19 protein-coding genes are annotated in these 21,365 nt (G+C 27.3%); 14 read left to right on the forward strand and 5 right to left on the reverse strand.

Annotated features, from left to right (window positions below; genetic code table 11):
- Nucleotides 1–8 precede the first annotated feature (8 nt).
- From FDK22_RS09845 to FDK22_RS09895, 11 genes are all read left to right on the forward strand, one after another.
- Entirely contained in the window at nucleotides 9–1,175 is a 1,167-nt protein-coding gene (locus tag FDK22_RS09845; RefSeq protein ID WP_138152758.1) for a pyridoxal phosphate-dependent aminotransferase, read from the forward strand.
- Nucleotides 1,176–1,180: 5 nt separating this feature from the next.
- Entirely contained in the window at nucleotides 1,181–2,086 is a 906-nt protein-coding gene (locus tag FDK22_RS09850; RefSeq protein ID WP_138152759.1) for a cation diffusion facilitator family transporter, read from the forward strand.
- The gene (locus FDK22_RS09855) at nucleotides 2,083–4,416 is read left to right on the forward strand and encodes an HD domain-containing phosphohydrolase (protein ID WP_138152761.1); all 2,334 of its coding nucleotides are present in this window, start codon (nucleotides 2,083–2,085) and stop codon (nucleotides 4,414–4,416) included. The genes FDK22_RS09850 and FDK22_RS09855 overlap by 4 nt, the downstream gene beginning before the upstream one ends.
- 17 nt (nucleotides 4,417–4,433) lie before the next feature.
- Entirely contained in the window at nucleotides 4,434–6,608 is a 2,175-nt protein-coding gene (locus tag FDK22_RS09860) for a CHASE2 domain-containing protein (protein ID WP_138152763.1), read from the forward strand.
- 64 nt (nucleotides 6,609–6,672) lie between these two features.
- Nucleotides 6,673–8,247 carry a tetratricopeptide repeat protein gene (locus FDK22_RS09865; protein ID WP_138152765.1) on the forward strand — a complete coding sequence of 525 codons (1,575 nt, stop codon included), beginning with the start codon at nucleotides 6,673–6,675 and terminating at the stop codon, nucleotides 8,245–8,247.
- A gap of 24 nt (nucleotides 8,248–8,271) precedes the next feature.
- Complete coding sequence (locus tag FDK22_RS09870; RefSeq protein ID WP_138152766.1) at nucleotides 8,272–9,504, forward strand: FecR family protein; 1,233 nt, start codon at nucleotides 8,272–8,274, stop codon at nucleotides 9,502–9,504.
- 164 nt (nucleotides 9,505–9,668) lie between these two features.
- Nucleotides 9,669–11,621 carry a ribosomal protection-like ABC-F family protein gene (gene abc-f, locus FDK22_RS09875; RefSeq protein WP_138152768.1) on the forward strand — a complete coding sequence of 651 codons (1,953 nt, stop codon included), beginning with the start codon at nucleotides 9,669–9,671 and terminating at the stop codon, nucleotides 11,619–11,621.
- Between the two features lie 33 nt (nucleotides 11,622–11,654).
- Nucleotides 11,655–12,098, forward strand: a complete 444-nt coding sequence (locus tag FDK22_RS09880) for a GatB/YqeY domain-containing protein (RefSeq protein WP_138152769.1) — start codon at nucleotides 11,655–11,657, stop codon at nucleotides 12,096–12,098.
- 10 nt (nucleotides 12,099–12,108) lie between these two features.
- Nucleotides 12,109–13,368 carry a GGDEF domain-containing protein gene (locus tag FDK22_RS09885; protein ID WP_138152771.1) on the forward strand — a complete coding sequence of 420 codons (1,260 nt, stop codon included), beginning with the start codon at nucleotides 12,109–12,111 and terminating at the stop codon, nucleotides 13,366–13,368.
- A 9-nt stretch (nucleotides 13,369–13,377) separates the two neighbouring features.
- Nucleotides 13,378–13,806 (forward strand): FecR family protein, encoded by a 429-nt coding sequence (locus FDK22_RS09890; protein ID WP_138152772.1) that lies wholly within the window; start codon nucleotides 13,378–13,380, stop codon nucleotides 13,804–13,806.
- A gap of 10 nt (nucleotides 13,807–13,816) precedes the next feature.
- Nucleotides 13,817–14,392, forward strand: coding sequence for an OmpA family protein (locus tag FDK22_RS09895; protein WP_138152774.1), 576 nt, complete (start codon nucleotides 13,817–13,819; stop codon nucleotides 14,390–14,392).
- A gap of 2 nt (nucleotides 14,393–14,394) precedes the next feature.
- On the opposite strand, the gene FDK22_RS09900 is transcribed toward FDK22_RS09895, so the two are convergent.
- Together FDK22_RS09900 and FDK22_RS09905 are read right to left on the reverse strand one after the other, a co-directional pair.
- Nucleotides 14,395–15,174, reverse strand: a complete 780-nt coding sequence (locus FDK22_RS09900; protein WP_138152776.1) for a TIGR02757 family protein — start codon at nucleotides 15,172–15,174, stop codon at nucleotides 14,395–14,397.
- A complete protein-coding gene (locus FDK22_RS09905; RefSeq protein ID WP_138152778.1) occupies nucleotides 15,167–15,880 on the reverse strand; it encodes an SIR2 family NAD-dependent protein deacylase in 714 nt (237 codons plus the stop codon). Before FDK22_RS09905 ends, FDK22_RS09900 begins: the two co-directional genes overlap by 8 nt.
- Before the next feature lie 69 nt (nucleotides 15,881–15,949).
- Here FDK22_RS09905 and FDK22_RS09910 point away from each other — a divergent pair, with 69 nt between their 5' ends.
- Nucleotides 15,950–16,771, forward strand: coding sequence for an SDR family NAD(P)-dependent oxidoreductase (locus tag FDK22_RS09910; protein ID WP_138152780.1), 822 nt, complete (start codon nucleotides 15,950–15,952; stop codon nucleotides 16,769–16,771).
- 18 nt (nucleotides 16,772–16,789) lie between these two features.
- Here FDK22_RS09910 and FDK22_RS09915 read toward each other — a convergent pair whose 3' ends face one another.
- From FDK22_RS09915 to rsmD, 3 genes are all read right to left on the reverse strand, one after another.
- Nucleotides 16,790–18,499: a Na+/H+ antiporter NhaC family protein gene (locus FDK22_RS09915; RefSeq protein WP_420836716.1), complete on the reverse strand. Its 1,710-nt coding sequence runs from the start codon at nucleotides 18,497–18,499 to the stop codon at nucleotides 16,790–16,792.
- 92 nt (nucleotides 18,500–18,591) lie between these two features.
- Nucleotides 18,592–19,392, reverse strand: a complete 801-nt coding sequence (locus FDK22_RS09920) for an ABC transporter permease (RefSeq protein WP_138152782.1) — start codon at nucleotides 19,390–19,392, stop codon at nucleotides 18,592–18,594.
- Nucleotides 19,393–19,394: 2 nt separating this feature from the next.
- Complete coding sequence (rsmD, locus tag FDK22_RS09925; RefSeq protein ID WP_138152784.1) at nucleotides 19,395–19,991, reverse strand: 16S rRNA (guanine(966)-N(2))-methyltransferase RsmD; 597 nt, start codon at nucleotides 19,989–19,991, stop codon at nucleotides 19,395–19,397.
- 151 nt (nucleotides 19,992–20,142) lie between these two features.
- Between rsmD and FDK22_RS09930 the strand changes: the two genes are divergently transcribed.
- Both FDK22_RS09930 and FDK22_RS09935 read left to right on the forward strand, forming a co-directional pair.
- Complete coding sequence (locus tag FDK22_RS09930; protein WP_138152786.1) at nucleotides 20,143–20,631, forward strand: DUF4405 domain-containing protein; 489 nt, start codon at nucleotides 20,143–20,145, stop codon at nucleotides 20,629–20,631.
- Nucleotides 20,632–20,726: 95 nt separating this feature from the next.
- Nucleotides 20,727–21,224 carry a DUF2062 domain-containing protein gene (locus tag FDK22_RS09935; protein ID WP_171012965.1) on the forward strand — a complete coding sequence of 166 codons (498 nt, stop codon included), beginning with the start codon at nucleotides 20,727–20,729 and terminating at the stop codon, nucleotides 21,222–21,224.
- Nucleotides 21,225–21,365: the final 141 nt, after the last annotated feature.

Below are 21,365 nucleotides of genomic sequence, written 5' to 3' on the forward strand. Positions count from 1 at the left end.
ATAAGTGAATGAAAATTGCAAAAAGAATGGAGAATTTATCTCCGTCGGTTACAATGGCTATTACTGCTTTAGGGAGAGAGCTAAAAGCGCAAGGTAGAGACATTTTAAGTTTTAGTGCTGGTGAGCCAGACTTTGATACTCCACAAGTTATAAAAGATGCTGCAAAAAAAGCAATCGATGATGGACACACTAAATACACAGCAGTAGAGGGAACTATTGCAACCAAACAAGCAATTATCAATAAGTTAAAAAAGGACCATGGTTTAGATTATGAATTAGGTGATATTGTTGTTAGTAATGGTGCAAAACACTCGCTGTTTAACCTTTGCCAATTATTAATTGAAGAGGGAGACGAAGTAATTATTCCTGCTCCATATTGGGTTACATATCCAGAGCAAGTTAAATTTTCTGATGGTACACCAGTAATTATTGAAACTGATGATTCTACAGAATTTAAAATTACAGCTGAACAATTAAAAGCGGCTATTACACCAAATACAAGAGCCTTAATTTTAAATACACCTTCAAACCCTACTGGTAGTGTTTATACAAAAGAGGAATTAATCGCTATTGGAAAAGTATTAGAAGGTACTGATATTCTAGTATGGTCTGATGAGATGTATGAAAAAATTATGTATGAAGGAAAAGAATTCACTTCAGCAGCAAGCGTAAGTGAAGATATGTACCAAAGAACAATTACAATTAATGGTATTTCAAAAGCAGTTGCAATGACTGGATGGAGATATGGATATATTGCATCTCCTAAAAAAGATTTAGTTAAAGCTATGATTAAACTTCAAGGGCAAGTTACATCAAACGTAAACTCTATAACTCTTCAAGCGGCTGTTACAGCTTTAGATGGAAGTGCAGATGCTGATATTGAGATGATGAGAGTTGAATTTGAAAAAAGAAGAGATGTTGCAATTGAGCAATTTAATGCAATCAAAGGTTTATCTTGTGTTAAACCAGATGGAGCATTTTATCTTTTTGTAAATATTAAAGAAGCTTATGATGATTCATTAAAATTTGCATCAGACCTTTTAGAAGAAAAAGGTGTTGCAATAGTTCCTGGTGATGCTTTTGGTCTTCCAGGATATTTTAGATTCTCTTTTGCTACAGACTTAGCAAGTATTGAAGAGGGAATTAGAAGAATCAAAGAATTTGTGGAAAAATAAGAGTTATGACTCCACAAAAGAAAGCTACCGTAGTTTCAAGTAGTGTTGCTGCTATATTAACACTAATGAAACTAGTTATTGGTATAGCTAGTGGGTCTGTTGCAGTTTTAGCATCTGCAATAGACTCAGTTCTTGATATGTTTGTATCACTATTCAACTACTTTGCTGTAAACAATTCTGAAAAACCTGCCGATGAAACTTTTAATTATGGACGAGGAAAAATTGAAGCCTTAGCTTCTGTAATTGAGGGTACAATTATTACTATCTCCGGTTTATTTTTACTTTATCAAGCTATTGAAAAAGCGATTAATGGTGAAGTATCTCAATATCTTGGTATCTCTTTAGGTGTTATGGTTGCCTCTTTAATAATTACGGTTAGTTTAGTAATCTATTTAAATAAAATTGCAAAACAAACTAATAGTATGGTTATTAAAGCTGATGCTTTACACTATAAAACCGATGTTTATACAAATGCAGCTGTTTTAGTATCATTATTACTTGTTAACTTCACAGGTATTGAATTAATTGATGTTATTGTTGGTGGTGGTATCTCAATATTTATTATCTATTCTGCTTATGAATTAATTCAAGAGGGTGTTCTTGTACTTTTAGATAGAGCTGTGGATGAAGAGATAGTAAAAGATATCAAAAAAGCTTTAATGTCAGAAGAAAGAGTTAATACTTACCATATGTTAAAAACAAGGGAAGCTGGAAATCAAATCTTTGTTGATGTACATTTGGTTTATGATTGCTTAATTACCTTAATGGAAGCCCACAAAATAACTGACAAAATAGAAAATAAAATCAGAAAATTAGATAGATCAAAAGATTGGGTTATCAATATTCATATGGACCCTTATGATGACCTTGATAGTAATGAAGATAATCATTTACTAGAAGGCGCACATTGAATTATATAAATATACTTGGTGCAAGTGGAACAAAAACACAATCCTCAGGAACAACTTCATTTCAAATTTATAAAAATATTATAATTGATGCAGGAAATGTAATAAAACCTTTAGGGGAAGAGGTTTTAAATATAAACCATATATTTATAACACATACCCACTCGGACCATATTATTGATTTACCTTTTATTATTGAAAGTTTTTTTGAAGAAAGAAAAGAACCATTGACAATATATGGTTCAAGTCAAACAATAGAAGCTTTAAAAAAACACACATTTAATGATCAGATATGGCCCGATTTTTCAAAAATAAAACTTATAAATTCTGAAGAATTTTCTTTAAAATATCAAGTTATAACAGAAAATGAAACTATAAAAATTGATTCCTATAATATAACTTCTGTAAAGGCAAATCATATAGATGGAGCTTTTGGATATATTGTATTAAAAGATGATTCAGATTCATATTTTATTAGTGGTGACACATATACAAACCCTTTAATATGGGAAACAATAAATACAAATAAAAAAATAAAATCATTAATAATAGAATGTTCTTTCCCAAATAAATTTGAAAGTTTAGCGCAAGATAGTAAACATTTAACCCCAAAACTTTTAAAAGATATAATTTCAAAAATTAATAGAAATGATATTCAAATATTTATATATCATTTAAAACAATCCTATAAAAAACAATTAGTTGAAGAGATTGAAGATTTAAATATTTTATCAAATGGCGGGAAAATATTAGAAGATGGTGATGTTATTCATCTAGAAACAGGAAAAACACAATCTAAAAATATAAGCCATGATAAGTTTGATAGAATAATGGAAATCAACAATCAGCTGTCATCACAAGTTGATAAAGACAAGCTATTTGAAATGATATTGTCATTAACAAGAGATTTGACCAATTGTGAAGCTGGTACTTTATATATTGTTACAAAAGATAGAAAAAGCCTAGAGTTTAAAGTTATTCAAAATGACCCTTTAAATATAAAAATAGGAGAAAAAGAAAAACCTGTTTCATGGAACTCTTTACCAATTTATTTAGATGATGGAAAAGAAAATAGACAAATGGTTTCTGTTGTATCTGCATTAGAAAAAAGAATTATTAATATTCCTGATGTATACAACTGTAAAGATTATGATTTTGAAGGAACAAAAAAGTTTGATAATTCTTCAGGATATAGATCAAAATCAATGTTAGTAATCCCTTTAGTTAATCATGAAGAAGATGTTATTGGAGTATTACAACTAATAAATAAAACTAACTTTTCACATGATGATATTATCCCTTTTAATAAAGAAGATGAAGATATATTAAAAGCATTAGCTTCTCAAGCTGCTATGGCTTTAACAAATTCATTTTTAATAAATAGTTTAGAAGAGTTTTTAAATTCATTTGTAACAACAATTGCTCACGCAATTGACGCAAAATCAAAACATACAAGTAAACATATTGATAAAGTTGCAAAAATTGCTAATTTGATTGCTAAATCAATAGATAAAGATAAAACTATTTATAAAGACATTACCTATAATGAAAATGATTTAAAAGAGATAGAACTTGCAGCTTATATGCATGATGTTGGTAAAATATCTATGCCTGAATATATAATTGACAAAGCAACTAAATTAGAAGCATTTATAGATAGAATTGATGTTATTCAACAAAGATTTGAAATAGTAAAAAGAGATTTAGAAATATCATTATTAAAAAAAGAGATTTCACAAGAATCATATAATAATTCATTAATTCAAATCAAAGATGATATGGATTTTTTAAAAGAAGTCAATATAGGTTCTGAGTTTATGGATGAAGAAAAGATTGATAGAATTTTAGCAATCTCAAAATACTCATATATCCTTGATGGAGAAAAAATAGATTTTCTAAGTAAAAATGAGATTGAGAATTTATCAATAAGAAAAGGAACATTAACAAACCAAGAAAAAGAGATAATGAATTCCCATGCTAATTTGTCATTTCAGATGTTATCATCATTACCTTTCCCTAAAAAATACAGTAATGTTCTTAATATTGCTGCAAACCATCATGAAAAACTAAATGGAAAAGGTTATCCAAGAGGATTAGGAGAAAAAGACTTAAGCCTTGAAGATAGAATTATGATACTTGCAGATATATTTGAAGCATTAACAGCAAGTGATAGACCATACAAAGAAGGTAAAAAACTATCAGAAGTATATAAAATCCTCTCATTTATGGTTAAAGACAATGAAATAGATGGAAATCTTTTAGAGTTTTTCTTTCAAAGTGACGCCTTTAAAAAATATATACATGAAGAATTAAAACCATCTCAAATTGACTAGGTTATGATAGTTTTATTATGAATAAAAAAAATCTATTAAAAAAATTTATGATTTTTCTAGGTTTAGGAATTATCCTAAGCTTTATAATTTCTACAATATATATTAATTTTACTAAACTTCCAAATTCTATAGATAATAGACTAAGAGATTATTTTTTTACCCTAAGAGGAGAAATACCCCATGAAGATAATATTGTAATCATTAATATTGATGAAGCATCTTTAAAAGAGGTAGGACAATGGCCTTGGTCTAGACCTAAAGTATCCCAATTATTAAAAAACCTTACAAATATGGATATAGGATTAATTGCTTTTGATATGGTTTTTGCTGAACCTGATAAAAGTTCACCCCATAAAGTATTTAAAAAATATGGCATATCTAGAGAAAACACCCCTAACTATGATTTAATTTTAGGAAATACTGTTGCAAATACACCTACAATATTAGGTTATGTATTTGAATTTACAGAAAATAAATATATAGATAAAAAGGCTCCCCAAATTCCTGCAATTTTTATTGAAAAGAATAAAAAACTAGGCGATGACTTTTTATTAAAAGCAAAAGGGGCAATATTAAATGTGCCAGAGATTCAAAACAAAGCATATACAAGTGGGTTTTTTAATAACATACCTGATGAATCAGGAGTAATAAGAAGTGTTCCACTTATAATATCTTATGAAGATATGATATACCCATCTTTATCTTTAGAAGTTATTCGTTTAATTTCAAAAACTAAAAAAGTAATTGTCAATTATGATGAAAATGGGATAGTTAATATAAAATTAAATAATTTAACAATTCCTACAGACAGATATGGAAGACTTTTAATAAATTTTAGAGGAAAATCAAAAAGCTTTAAATATTATTCCGCAAAAGATATTTTAAATGGTTCAATTCAGAAGAAAGAACTAGAAGGAAAAATTGCATTAATTGGAACTACGGCAGTTGGATTACTAGACCTTAGAGCAACACCTTTTGAATCAGTTTATCCAGGGGTAGAAGTTCATGCTAATGCTATTGATAATATTTTGGTTGGTGATTTCTTAGCAAAAGAGTCATGGGTTGATGGTGCTAATATCTGGATTATATTTTTATTAACAATTTTAACTGTTTTATTAATAACATATTTACCATTTTGGTTAAATCCGATTATAACTCTTTTTTTATTAGGAGGAACTGTTTTTGTTCTTTATAATCTATTATTTACTTATGGTTTAGTTTTAAATATATTTTTCCCTCTTTTTTCAATTGTTATAGCAGCCATAGTTGTTACACTGTTTGATTACTTTTATGAAATAAAAAAAGAAGAAGCCATAAAGAAAAAATTTGCTTCAAAAGTTTCAAAGTCAGTTATGGAAAACCTTTTAAAAGATATTGATAATAATGAGTTTCAAGCAGAAGAAAAAGAAGTAACAGTTTTTTTTAGTGATATTAGAAATTTTACAAATATCTCAGAACAAATGGATAATGCAAATGAACTTATTACATATCTGAATGAATATATGGAGCCAATGAGTAATATCATTACAGAATATGAAGGAACAATAGATAAATATATTGGTGATTCAATAATGGCCTATTGGAATGCTCCTGCAGAAGTATCAAATCATGCAGATAAAGCTGTAACTGCTTCCCTTAAACAAATAAAACAACTTATCCCACTAAATAGAAAACTTAAAAGAGAAAATAAGCCTCCTATTGATATGGGTATAGGTATTAATACAGGAAAAGCAATTGTAGGGGAAATGGGTAGTAAAGGTAGAAGTGATTATACAGTAATTGGAGATGCTATTAATCTTGGAGCAAGATTAGAATCACTATGTATATTTTATGATTCTAAACTTAATATTTCAAATTTTACAAAAGAGCAACTAAAAAACGATTATACTTTTAGATTTCTTGACTTAGTAAAAGTTAAAGGGAAGAAAAAGCCTGTAGAGATATGGCAAGTAATTGATTTGGGAGAACCAGAAGAAGAACTAAAAAAAGAGTTAGAACTTTATCATGAAGCAATTAATCTTTACAGAAACTCAAACTTTAAAGAAGCATTAGAGATTTTTGAAAATTTAGAAAACTATGATAAAAAAACGAATAAAAAAATATATCAAATTTATATTAATAGATGCAAAGAATTTATACTTTCACCACCAACTAACTTTAATGGTATATACGAACATCATTCGAAAATCTAATATACTGGTTTATTTATTTTTTTTTGATATAATAATTTTTAATTAATCAAAACGAGATCGATGCATGAAAGAAAAACTTTTATTATTTTTTTTATTAACAACTTTAGTTTATGCAGAAAATTATACCCTGTATCTTACTTCAACAAATTCTTTACAATCAGCAAAAGAACATTATGAGAATATTAAATTTCATATTCCTGATTCTTTTGAAACAATAATTCATCAAAGAGACGATAAAAGTTATACCCTATTAATAAGAGATATAGAAACTTTAGAAAAAGCAAAAAGAATTCAAAAACTTCTTTATTTAACAAATAATTATCAAAACAGCTATATAAAAGTTTTTGATAAAAAACCTAACTATAATGTAATTCAAGTAAAAAATGAAAAAATAAAAAATGAAGAACCATATAAGCAAAATCTTGAACAATCTAATAAATATATTACAGCAGTAACTATGTACAATACAGAGCAATTTGTAAAATCTTATGAACTTTTTAATAAGCTTTTTTTGGAAAATAATTACAATCTAAATGTAAACTATTTTTTAGCAAAAAGTGCTTTCAAAATAAAAAAGTATAATGAAGCTATGGCTGCATACGAAAGGGTTTTAATAATAAACCCTGATTTCAATCAAGCAAGATATGACTATGCTAGAATATTATATAAATTAAAACAAAAAAAAGAAGCTAAAATTGAATTTAATAAACTTCTTTCTTCTAATATAAACCCCGAGATTAAAACCCAAATAACAGAGTACTTAAAAATTTTAAATAATAAAATGAGAGGTAGTGCAAATATTATAGTAGGTTTAAGTAGAAGTACAAATATAAATAATGGTCTTTTATCTCCTGAATATAGACTACCTGGACTAAATGATATATTAGTTAAAGGTGAGGATCCAATTTCAGATAGTGCACATAGTGAAATGTTAGATTTAAACTTTTATAATTATTTTAAAGATGATACCTTTAGATTAAAAAACTCATTTTTAGTTTATAACAAAAACTACTTTAATGAAACAGATGAAAATATAACTTTACTATCTTATAAACCCACTTTATCTTATTTAGACAAAGATTATCTATATGCATTAGGTTTTGGTATAGAAAGGATAATTAAATCAGGGGAAGATTTTAATTCTTATTTTATTAGCCCTCAAATTACAAATAAAGACTTCTTTATAAATTTAAAATACCAAAAAGTGCAATATATTAGTGATGTAAACAAAGAAAAAGACTTTCATAAAATTCAATTATTTGGAAAAATTAATTTATTTAAAAATATGAATTATTATACAAATCTATATAAAAATATAAGAGATAAAAATATAAGAACTGATATAGATAAATATACAATTGGAAATGGTTTAAATCTTTTTTATAATATTAATAAAAATAATAAAATTAATCTAAAATATCAACTCAATTATAGTAAGTATAAATATGAAAATAATTTCTTTGAATCTAAAAGAGAAGATAAACAACACTTAGTTGAGTTATCTTTAAGTCATGCATTAAATAAAGATAATTTTATAAATATAAGTACTTCATATTTAAAAAATAACTCAAACCAAGATGCCTATGTTTATGATGAAAAGGCAATTAAGTTAAATTATCTTAAAGCTATACAGTGGTAAAATAATTTATTTGAGGAGTTCAAAATGAATACTTTTTCTATTAAAATAATTTTTTTAACCCTATTGCTCTTTTCAACATCTGTATTTGCAAATGTTGCAAAAGTTGTTGCTCTTGTAGGTGATGCTACAATAACTCGAGAGGGAAAAACAATTGATCTTACAAAAGAATCTATACTTTTAAAACATGATGAAATAAAGACATCAAACAATACAAAAGTACAATTATTATTTAAAGATAATACAATTATCTCTATTGGGAACAACTCAACATTTCAAATATATAATTATCTATATGATGAAGAAAACAATAAATTTGAAGCAAAATTTAATATGTTTAAAGGGACATTTAAAACAATCACTGGAAAGATTGGGAAAAAAGCTCCTGAAAATTTTCTTCTGAAAACAAAAACTGCTTCTATTGGAATTAGAGGTACACAAATAGTAATAAGTATAGAGGATAATCAAGAAAAGATTTTTTGTACAGAAGGTAGAATATTTGTTCAAAAAAACAATTCAAACTTAAGTACATCTATAAATGCTGGAGAATTTATTTCAGTTAACCAAAATACAAATAAACTTGAAGTAAAAACTATAAAACCAAGTGATATTAAAAATATAAATAAAAGTATATCAATTAAAAGTAATCTGGCTGTAGATAATATTACAATAAAAGAAGATAGGCCTGAAAAAGCAGAAAAAGCAGAAAAAGCAGAAAAAGCAGAAAAAGCAGAATCAACAAAATCAACAAAATCAACAAAATCAACAAAATCAACAGAATCAGCAGAATCAGCAGAATCAGCCATTGAGAATACTATAGATGATGACTTATCTGAACTAACTCCCGAATCATATTTTGAAAACAATAATTCAACTGCAACATACAAAGGGGATTTTAATAATTATGGTTTTAATAACGGACAGCAATATCTAAAAAATGTTAATAATAAAAAAGTTGAAATTCCTGATGATACAACTATTCAGATGGATATTGATTTTGGAAAAACTAATAATCAAATATCAAATGGTGAAATTAAAATTAATGATGTAGGAGACAGTACTTCTAGAACATTAACCTTTGATGGTGACATTAATACTTCAAAATCAACTTTTGATTTATCACCAACAGGAACTACAAAAGGAAGTGGAGGCTCTGGTAAAATCTATGGAAGTGAAGCAGACTTAATTAAAGGTGAAGTTAATATGAGTTCATCTGATAATATCCAAATCAAAGGTAACTTCGACGCCGAAAAACAGTAAATAAAATTTATTATCTTATTCAATTAATTTATAACATAAATTAGATACAATTTGTACTTAAATAAAAGTACTTTATTATTGTATAGACAAATTTTTCTTATACTTATTTAATAGTCTAATACAAACTACTCAAAAAATATTATCTAAGGGATTAATTAAATAAAATGGCACTAATAGACTTACAAAACATTTCAAAACAATATGATATAAAAGTCATTTTAAAAGATGCAAATTTTACTCTAACGCAAGGTCAAAGAATTGCAGTTATAGGACAAAATGGTCAAGGTAAATCTACACTCTTTAAGATAATTATGGGACAAACAGAACCAGACTACGGTGAAATCTCAATTGATAAATCTTTGAAAATTGAAATGCTTGACCAACAACCAAAATTCGAAGCAAACCTAAAAGTTAGAGATGCAATTGAAGCACAACTTACAGAATTAAAAGCAGCAAAAAAAGAGTATGAAGAGATTACAGTAAAAGTTGCTACAGATTATGAAAATCAAGAATTATTAAGAAGACAAAGTGAACTTGCAACATTTATTGATTTTCACAATGCCTGGGATTTAGATAACACTATTGAACGAGTTTTAAAAGAGTTTAAACTAAAAGAGTATGAAGATAAAGATGTAAATCTTTTAAGTGGGGGAGAACAAAGAAGAGTTAGTCTTGCTGGATTATTATTAAAAAAACCTGATGTTTTACTTCTTGATGAGCCTACAAACCACCTTGATGTTTATATGGTTGAGTTTTTAGAAAGTTTACTTCTAAAAAACAACTTTACTTTACTTTTTATCTCTCACGATAGATATTTCATTGATAATATTGCTACTTCAATTGTAGAAGTTGAAGGGGGAAATCTTAAAAAGTTTAATGGTGGTTATTCTTCTTATTTAGAGCAAAAAGCACAAATGCTTGAAAATATGCAAAAAGACCATGAAAATCTTTTAAGACTTGTGAAAAGAGAAGCTCACTGGATGCAACGTGGTGTTACAGCTAGAAGAAAAAGAAACGAAAGAAGAAAAGCAGAATATTTTGATTTAAAGAAAAAGGCCAAATCAAATCCAGCAGCTATTAGAAAAATGTCTTTAGAACTTCAAAGGGAACAAAAAGCATTTAATAGTGAAGAGAAACAACAAAATAAAAGAAAAATGCTTTATGAATTAGACAATATCAAAAAGTCTTTAGGTGATAAAGAATTAATAAACGACTTCACAACAAGAATCTTACAAAAAGACACAATAGCAATAGTAGGTCCAAATGGAAGTGGAAAATCAACTCTACTTAAAATCTTTATGGAAAAACTAAAAGTTGATTCCGGAAGATTTAAAAAAGGTGATTTTAACATTGGTTACTTTGACCAACAAAGAGAAATGTTAAATGATGACAAAAATCTAATGGAAACTTTCTGTCCAAATGGTGGAGATAGAGTTATTTTAGATGATGGCCGAAATATGCATGTTTACGGATACTTGAAAAACTTTTTATTCCCTAGAGAATACCTTGACAAAAAAATTGGTGTATTAAGTGGTGGAGAGAAAAATAGAGTTGCCCTTGCCCTACTTTTTACTAAAAAAGTTGATTGCTTAATTCTAGATGAGCCTACAAATGATTTGGATATTCCGACAATTAATATCTTGGAAGAATACTTGCAAAACTTCCAAGGGGCTTTAATATTTGTATCTCACGATAGATATTTTGTAGATAAAATTGCAAAAAAACTTTTTGTTTTCAAAGGGAATGGTATTGTTGAAGAGAGTTTCCAAGCTTATACAGAATACTTAGAGATTGAAAAAGAGTTAAGAGATTTAGATGATTTAGAAAAAGAATCATTAAAAAGTGAAAATAATACTAAGCAAATAAATACTCCTAAAAAACAAAACAAACTTTCATATAAAGACCAAAGGGAATATGATAGTTTACCTAAAGAGATTGAAGAACTTGAAGAAAAAATTGAAGAGATAAATCAATGTCTTTCGAATCCTGAATGTTATGAACAAAGAGGAATAGTAGCAGTTTCTAAAGAACTTGAAGAGACTGAAGCTATTTATGAAATAAAGGTTGAAAGATTTTTAGAATTAGAAGAACTAGTTGAAAGCTTTAATTCCAAATAAGATATAATTTAAAATAATTTAAAAAGGTTATAAATGAGTTTAAAACAAATATTAAAAGATGATTTAAAAACAGCAATGAGAGAGAAAAACATTGTAAAAAGAGACTCAATTAGAGCGATTAATACAATGATAAAACAAATTGAAGTTGATGAAAGAAGAGAACTAGATGATTCAGAAGTTTTAAAACTTATACAAAAGGGAATAAAACAAAGAGAAGAAGCTGTAGTTCAATATAAAGATGCATCTAGAGATGATTTAGTTCAAAAAGAACAAGAACAAATTGATGTTTTCAAAGAATATATGCCAAAACAGTTAACTGATGAAGAACTTGAAACAGGGATGAAAGAACTTATTGCAGAACTTGGTGCAACATCAATGAAAGATATGGGTAAAATCATGGGACAAGCAAGCAAAAAATTTGCAGGTGTTGCCGATGGTAAAAGAATAAATGAGATGACAAAAAAACTTTTAGGTTAATAATTCAAACATGGATACTAATAAAGTAAATGAGATTGTAAAAGAGACTATAATAAGTCTTCATAAAAAGAATATTCCAGCAACACCAAATGAATATCATAAAGAGTTTTGTAAAATCTCTCATGTATATAATTTTACGGTTGAAGAGTGTGAACAATTTAAAAAACTTGTTAAAAAATTAAGCAAAAATGAACAATTAGAGATAGAATCAAAAAATATTACTACTATTGAAGATATGATTCCAATATTATTAAATAGAGTCTCTAAAGAAAATATTAACAACCTTGCACTTCTTTTTAACAACTCTTTAAAGCCCTCAATTAGTATTGATGTAGACAAAGATTTAGAAAGATTCACTATAAAAATTGGTGATTCACCTGCACTTATATTTGAAGATGATATTCAAAAAGAGATGCAAGACTTTATTACAAAGAGATTTGAAGCTGATAAAAATATTGTTAAACAAAAAACCTCAGAAATTGCAAAACTTTTAACTTTGATGGGACAATATTTTAGTGATGCTATTCATAGTAGTGATAAAGGCTCAAATGAAGTATCAAATATCAAATCAAAAATTGAATCAATTGATATGAAAGATGGGATGAAAAGTCTTAGTGATTTACAAAATCAATTAATTGATGCAGCTAAATCTATTGAAAATGAGATGTCAAATGTTGGAGAAAAATTAAACTCAGGTAAATCAAAAGTTGAAACTTTAGAACAAAAAGTAAAAAAACTAGAACAAGAATTAGAAAAAACAAAAAAAGAGAGTTTAATAGACCATTTGACAGGAGTTTTAAGTAGAGGTGCCTACGAAAATTCTGTTAAAAAGATAGAAAATACATTTATGAGAAACAATACCCAATATGCTATTGTTTTCTTTGATTTAGATCACTTTAAAAAAGTTAATGACACATATGGACATGATGCTGGAGATATAATTTTATCTACCTTTGCAAAAGTTTTGAGTAAAAACACTAGAGAACTTGATATTGTAGGAAGATATGGTGGAGAAGAGTTTGTTGCTATTATCCATTTTAATCTAAAAAGAGAACTTTTAAAGTATCTAAAAAGAATCAAATCAATCATAAAAGACAATGATTTTATATATAAAAATCAAAAAATACATTTAACTTTTTCTGCTGGTGTTGCAATTAGAAATAATCATAATAGCTATGACAGTACTATTCAAAAAGCTGATATGTTATTGTATGAAGCAAAAGAAACAGGTAGAGATAAGATTATACTGGAGGATGGTACTATAATTTAAGGAGTCCATATGAAAGCCTTATTAATGTTATTGGTTGTTGGTTTTTTTTCTATCTCATTAGCTATTGAAAATTCAGGTTTTATAAAAAAACTGACAGGTGAGGCGATTATAAAAAGAGATAACAAAATTATTATAGTAAAAACTGGCGTTAAAATATATCCAAAAGATATAATTATTACAAAAAACAACAGCTCTGTTGGGATTATATTTAAAGATAATACTCTAATCTCTCTTGGGAAAAATACTGAATTTATTATTGAAGAATATACATTTAATCCAGAAGAAAAACAGGAAGCTTTTATATCAAGAATTACAAAAGGAACACTATCCTGTTTAACAGGATTAATGCCAAAATTAAATCCTGATGCTATGAAAATAAAAGCAAAAACAGCTTCTATAGGTATTAGAGGTACACATTTTTTAATTAGCGTAGACTAAAAGGGTATTTATGAAAATTTTTATTACTATTGTTTTATCATTATTCTTTTTTACAGCCTGTTCAAAAGTAAACGTTGTACTACTTCCAGAAGATGGAGATAAAGTAGGGAAAATAGAGATTCAAAATGAAGATAAAAAATTTGTTATAGATAAACCATTTGAGCAAGTAAATGCTATTGATGGAGACTCATCAATTCTAACACATGAAGAGGTTCAAGAAAAGTTTAAAGACTCAATTGCAGCACTTCCTAAAAAACCAAAAAGTTATCTAATATATTTTGAATGGGATTCAACAAAAGTTGTTCCAAAATCAAAAAAAGAAATTAAGAAAATAATTGAAAATATAAAAAAAGAAAATATAAACTATATACATATTATTGGTCATACTGATAGAGCAGGAGATAACCAATACAATAAAAGATTATCCCTAAAAAGAGCAAACTATATTAAAAAGATTCTTATCAAAAATAAAATACCTAATGAGTTAATTGAAGTGGACTATTATGGAGAATCTGCACCTTTAGTCAAAACACGAGATGAAGTACCAAAAAAAATAAATAGAAGAGTAGAGGTAACTATAAAATAAAATTAAACAAGTTTCTCTTGGCCAATTCTATACAATGCAAAATCATATTTTATTGGATCTTGATTATCAAAGAGTTTTAATTTCTGTGTAATCTCCATTGCACTTTTCAAATCATATGTTTTTCTGTTTAAAAGTCCAATTCTTTTTGAAACATTAAAGGTATGAGTATCCAAAGGTAATATCAAATCTTTTTTATTGACTCCTTTCCATATACCTAAATCAAGATTATCTTCTCTAACCATCCATCTAAGATACATAAACCATCTTTTATAAGGAGCATTTCCAATCTCTTTTATTTTTCCAGATTTATCTCTTTTAAAAGGACTTGAAACTAAAAACTTAAATCCTTGAGATTCATAACTTGCTATTTCATTAATTTTTCTAATTACTGAATCCAATGATTCAAGAATATCATTCTCTTTTTCATAAGTATTTTTAAATATTTCATTTAAACTATATTCTTGTTTCATATTTCTAAAGGTTTGAAATATTTTAATTACATCATTACTGTTTTGAAATCTATAATAAAAATTAGATAACTCTTTTTTGATAATATCTTCACTTTGTTCAAGTAAATCAAAATTTAAAGAATCTAAAAATTTTACTATTAAACTAGCTTTGCCATATCCAAAAAGAGCACATATAAGTATTTTGTATTCATCATCAAATCTACTTGCAACTAACAAAGGGTCAGGTCTATCATAAGATAACTCATTAGTCTTGTCTCTACATAGAACTTCTTTGTCTAATAGTTCTTTTATCTTTAAATCTTTTTTAGTCATTTTCTCTTTTCATAATATAATTTTCAATATCTTCTTCAATTTTTTTGTATGCGGTGTTTGCATCTTCATAATATATTTTTTCAAAATTCTCTTCATATATAATAGAACTTGGTTCAAGATTATTCAAAATTGAATAGTTTGCAAAATGTGAAAGATAATTAACATCAATAACATTTCCACTAGTCCCAATAATAACTAATAAATCACATTTTTCTAAAAGTGAATATAGTTTTTCATACATAGGAGCCGCTTCACCAAAAAAGACTATATTTGGTCGAAGTTTAGAAGCACATTTATTACAAATTGAGTTTGAATTGTCTTGAATCTCATATCCTATATGAAAGATTTCATCACAAGCCATACATCTGAGCTCTTTTAGAAAACCATGTAAATGAATCACATCTTTACAGTTAGCCTTTTCTAGTAAATCATCAACATTTTGAGTGATAACTTCAATTTTATCAGGGTATTTATCTTTAAGTCTTGCAATCATTTTATGGGCATTATTTGGAAGTTTATCCTTTATATCAACTCTTCTTTGATTATAAAAGTTTATTGTTGCATTATAATTCCAATCTAAGCACCCTGCACTACATATTTCATCTATGTTATGATTTTCCCAAAGTCCATCACTATCTCTAAATGTTGAAATACCGCTACTTGCACTTAAGCCTGCACCACTAAAAATTATGATTTTATCTCTCATTATGCCTTCTAATTTTTTTGATATAATACCATTTTTAAAAATAATTAACTTTAAAATAGGAAACTTACAATGAGAAATATACTTATAACTGGATGCTCAAGTGGGATAGGCTTAGAAACTGCAAAAATGCTAAAAAATGAAGGTATAAAAGTATATGCAAGTGCAAGAAAAGAAGAAGATGTAAAAACCTTAGAATCTTTAGGGTTTAGAACTTTTTTATTAGATGTAACAAACAAAGAACAAATTTCATATGCCCTAAAAACTATTTATGAAGAGGATGGAAAAATTGATGCAGTTTTTAATAACGCAGGTTTTGGACAACCAGGTGCCGTTGAAGATATTACAGTTGAAGTATTAAGGGGACAATTTGAAACAAATGTATTTGGTATGCATGAAGTTACTTGTCAAGTATTACCATATATGAGAAAACAAGGGTATGGTAAGATTATTCAACATTCTTCAGTTTTAGGGATAATTTCATTAAAATTTAGAGGTGCCTACAATGCCTCAAAATATGCTATTGAAGGCTTAGCCGATACCTTAAGACTTGAATTAGATAAGACAAAAATTTTCATTTCTACAATAAATACAGGTCCTGTTACAAGTAAATTTAGAGAAAATGCAGTTAAAAAATTCCAAGAAAATATTGACCAAAAAAATAGTGCTTTTAAAAAAGAGTATGAGACACAATTAAATGAAAGATTAAATAATGATAAAGATGATACTCCATTTAATCTTCCTGCATCCGCTGTGGCTGAGAAGATTCTAAAAATTATGAATACAGATAAACCAAAACCTAGATATTATGTTACGACTGCAACATATATCTTAGGTTTTGCAAAAAGAATTTTATCAACATCCCTTTTAGATTCAATTTTAAAAAAAATATAAAAAGAGAAAAATCTCTTTTTATTTATTTAGATATGGTTTCCCATAAAATCTAATTGTTAAGAATATCACCGCTAAACTAAGTGGTAAAAGGATATACACAGATACACCAAATGCAGCAGGTAGATATCCACAAACTACAGCAACAATCCCAACAAACAATGCATAATACAACTGTGTAGAGATATGATCCATATGATCGCAAGATGAAGCCATAGATGATAAAATTGAAGTATCTGAAATAGGAGAACAATGGTCACCAAAAATTGCCCCTGTTAAAACTGCCCCAACATTTAAAACAATATAATTATGTAAATCAACACCTTCAAGTCCTGTATTAATACCAATTGCATTTGCTAAAGGAATTGTAAGGGGCATTAAAATACCCATAGTACCATATGATGTACCAGTTGAAAATGAAATTATTGAACCTAAAATAAAAATTATTGTAGGCAAAATAAATTGTGGTGTAGTTTCAGATAATAATTGAACTAAATAAGCTGCCGTTCCCAATTCTTTCATTACAGCACTTAAAGACCAAGCTAAAATTAAAATTACTGCAGTAATAACAAGTGCTTTTACACCATAAACCCATGTTTCAATCGCTTCATGTAAAGAAAATAGTTTTTGTTGAAGACCCATTGCAATAGCAACAATTGAAGCTAGTAATGCCGCTTCAAAAATTACAATAGAAGCATCAGCAGCACCAAAAGCATCCCTAATTGAAGCAAAAGAGTATGGATTAGCTTGAACAGCTTTTAATGCTTCACCTTCTAAAGAAGATACACCATTTATGTAAAATCCAACAAAAGCAACAACAATTAAAACTCCAATAGGAATAATTGCATTAAATACAGAATATTTAATACCCTCTTTTGGTAACATGTAAGAGTTTTCTTGATTCATTAATTCATTTAATGCTGAATTAGGGTCAGTAACTTCACCTTTATGATGAGCTCTACTTGCGGCTTTATGCATTGGTCCAAACTCTCTTAATGTAATAGCTGAAAAGAAAACAAAAGCAAGCATTAAAATGTTGTAAAATCTATAAGGTAATGTTTCAACAAAAATTGCAAAGGCATTTATCTCTGGCTGTCCAATTACACTATAAGCATCTTTAATCAATGATAATTCATAACCAACCCAAGTTGAAATTAATGCAAGTCCAGCAATAGGAGCAGCAGTAGCATCAATAATAAATGCTAACTTTTCCCTAGCAATCTTTAATTTATCTGTAACAGGTCTCATAATTGGTCCAACTACAAGGGAATTTGCATAATCATCAAAAAATATAAAAAATCCCATAATCCAAGTATAGATTTGTGCACTTGCAGGAGTTTTTGCCTTTTTTGCTAATTTTTCTGCAATCGCCCTAGGACCACCCATTTTAGTGATAACCGCAATCATACCACCAATTGTAAGTACTTGTAAAACAATACCTGCATTCCAAGAATCTGCAAGGGAACCTACCATTTTTGATGAAATATCTACAAATATATTAAATAATGAAGAAAAAATATTTTCTCCACTAATATTTACAATAAAAGTTCCTGTAAAAATCCCCATAAATAGCGAAAACACTACATTTCTAGTAACAAAAGCTAATACAATTGCAACAAGAGGTGGAAGTAAAGTAAAAGCACCATAAACAGATGTACTATCTTTGGTTTCAGCTAACGATATAATAGGAACAATAGCTAATAATAAAAAGATTTTTAAAAATCTACTCAATTTAAATCCTTCAATAAAATTTTGAAGTTGAAAGTATATAAAAAAATTGCTTTAAAGTTTCACATAAATTACATTTTAGTTTAAAGTAGTTATTAAGTTTGTTGAATCTCTTTTGTATTTGCTTTTTCTTGTAAAAAATCAGAAATCTGCATTAAACAAAAAGTTACTATAAATATCATTAGACCTGGAAAAAAACTAACCCACCAAGCAATATCAATGACAGCTTTACCATCACTTAATAAACTTCCCCAAGACATTTGGGGCGGATTAATTCCAAGACCTAAAAAAGAAAGTCCCGATTCAGCTAAGATTGAACCTCCCACTCCAAAGGTAAAAGATATCAAAAATATTGGAGCTAAAAGTGGTGCAAAATATTTAAAGATTATTTTGGTTTTTGAAACATTTGCTAGTTTTAAAATTTTTATAAAAGGTTTGTTTCCTATTGCAAAACTCTCACTTCTAATAAGTCTTGCCATTCCCATCCAACCAGTTATTGAAATTACGATTATCAAAACTAAAGCTGATGCTTGTATATATGAAACAAGGGCAAGAAGTAAAAAGAAAGTAGGAAAAGTTAAAAAAAGGTCAATTAATATTGTAATTGTTTTATCAATATTTCCTTTGAAAAATCCAGCATTTATCCCTACAAAAAGTCCAATTAATGAAGCAATAGATGCACTTAAAAAACCTATTATAAGTGAAGTTTGACCACCATTTAAAACTCTTGCAAGAACATCACGTCCTAATCTATCAGTGCCAAAAAAATGAGTTAAAGAAGGTGATTCAAGTATTCTTTGTGGGTTTAATTCATAGGGTGATACCGTATAAAAAAACGGCATAAAAAATACCAATAAAATCAAAGATATTAAGATATATGATGCCGCTTTTACCATTTTTATTCTTCTCTTAAACTAAAATATGAAAGTGAACTTTTTCCAAATTTCTTTGTTTTATTTAGTGTAAAAAGACCTAATTCTTCTGGAATATCTAAAGTACTTACATGTTCAATAATAATCATGTAAATATTTTCATTTTTAAATTTTTTAATCATCTCAAATGACTTAGTATAAATATCTTCCATACCATCTCGATAATCAAATGGTGGGTCTATATATACAATCAATTCCTCATCACTGTTTTTAAGGGAATCTACTATTGAAGGTGTTTGAACAAAAGTATCTCCCATAGCTGTCTGACATGATTCAGGTTCAACTGCTTTACAGTTTTTTGTTAATATTTTATATGAATTTTTATCAAGTTCTACAAAATATGCTTTTTTTGCACCTCGGCTAATTGCCTCTAGTCCAATACTTCCACTCCCTGCAAAACTTTCTATAAAAATCTTATCTATTATGTCAAATTGTAAAACATTAAAAAGTGACTCTTTTAACCTTGCTTTTGAACTTCTTGTAACATCTAATGACGGAAGTTCTAAAACCTTACCTTTATATTTTCCTGCAATTATTTTTGTTGTTGGTTTATTGTTTTTCATAATTCTCTTGTAATTTAAATTTGTGACATTATATTTAAAATATGTTGAGGATTTAATTTGAAGTAAGTCTTGTTAAAATTGAGTTAATATTGAGTTAAATTTTTGTAATTTTAATAATATACAATTTTATCATTAAAAAAGAAGGATTATTATGAAAATTTTCAAAATTAGAGACTATGCAACATCTTTTACAACATTAATGTTTTTAGTAATTGGTATAAGTGGAGTGATGATGTTTTTTCACTTTTATGACAAATATGTAAAAGAGTTACATGAGATTTTAGGTTTAGTATTTGTTGCAGCAGCTTTATTTCACGTAATAGCTAATTGGAAAGCAATGAAAAACTATTTTTCAAAAAAAGTATTTTTATTTGCAATAACAACTACTATTGTAGTTAGTTCAGTATTTGTTATAAATAGTTTAGGAAAAGGTGAAAATCCTAAAGGTGTTATGATGGGTAGAGTTCTAAATGGACCTAGTGCTATTACTTTTCAATTATTAAATGGTGATTATAATAAGGCCGTTGAGAAATTAAAAGCTCAAAATATAATTGTTGGTGAAGGTAAATCTATTAGTGAGATTGCAAAAGAGAATAAAACAAATCCATTTAAAATAGTAAGTATTGTTTCTTCAAAATAAATTTTTACTTATTAATTTTATTTTTATAAATCATGTAATCAAAAAAAATACCAATTTTAGATAAAATTTCGCGATTTATATATAAAAGGGTATTTTTGCCAAAAAAAAGATTGAAAAAATTTTTACCAAGTCATGAAAAAATAAAAGAACAAAGATTTTTAAAAATATTTGGAAAACTATTAGATAATAAAGATTTATGGAGTTTATCAAGGAAAAAAGTTTTAGGTGGTGTTTTTATTGGTATTTTTGTAGCTTGTTTACCAATGCCTTTGCAAATGGTATTATCTACACTTTTAGCAATTATATTTAGTGTTAATCTTCCCCTTAGTTTTGCACTAATATTTATTAGTAATCCAATAACAATGCCCCCACTATTTTATTTTGAATATCAAATTGGAAAACTATTAATAAATCCACAAAACCCCGTAAAATTTGAGTTTGATTCTATGTATGATAATTTTGGTGATATTGCACTATGCCTTTGGAGTGGAGCTATAGTTGTAGGTATATTTTCAAGTGTTGTGTGTGTTGTAGTTGTAAATTTTCTTTGGATTTATACAGTTAAAAAGAATAGGAAAAATAGTTTTAAATAGTGTCAAAAAATAAGTTTTTCATAGGCAAGAGAAGCTTTAGATTTTTGTTTTAATTAAGGCGAATGAAAAAATTTAAGTGGGAGCTTACATCAAGTAAGTGAGTACTTAAATTTTTTCGTTCAACGCAAAGTAAAGTTAAAA

The organism is Arcobacter arenosus (assembly GCF_005771535.1).
In the GTDB taxonomy this organism is placed as follows: domain Bacteria; phylum Campylobacterota; class Campylobacteria; order Campylobacterales; family Arcobacteraceae; genus Halarcobacter; species Halarcobacter arenosus.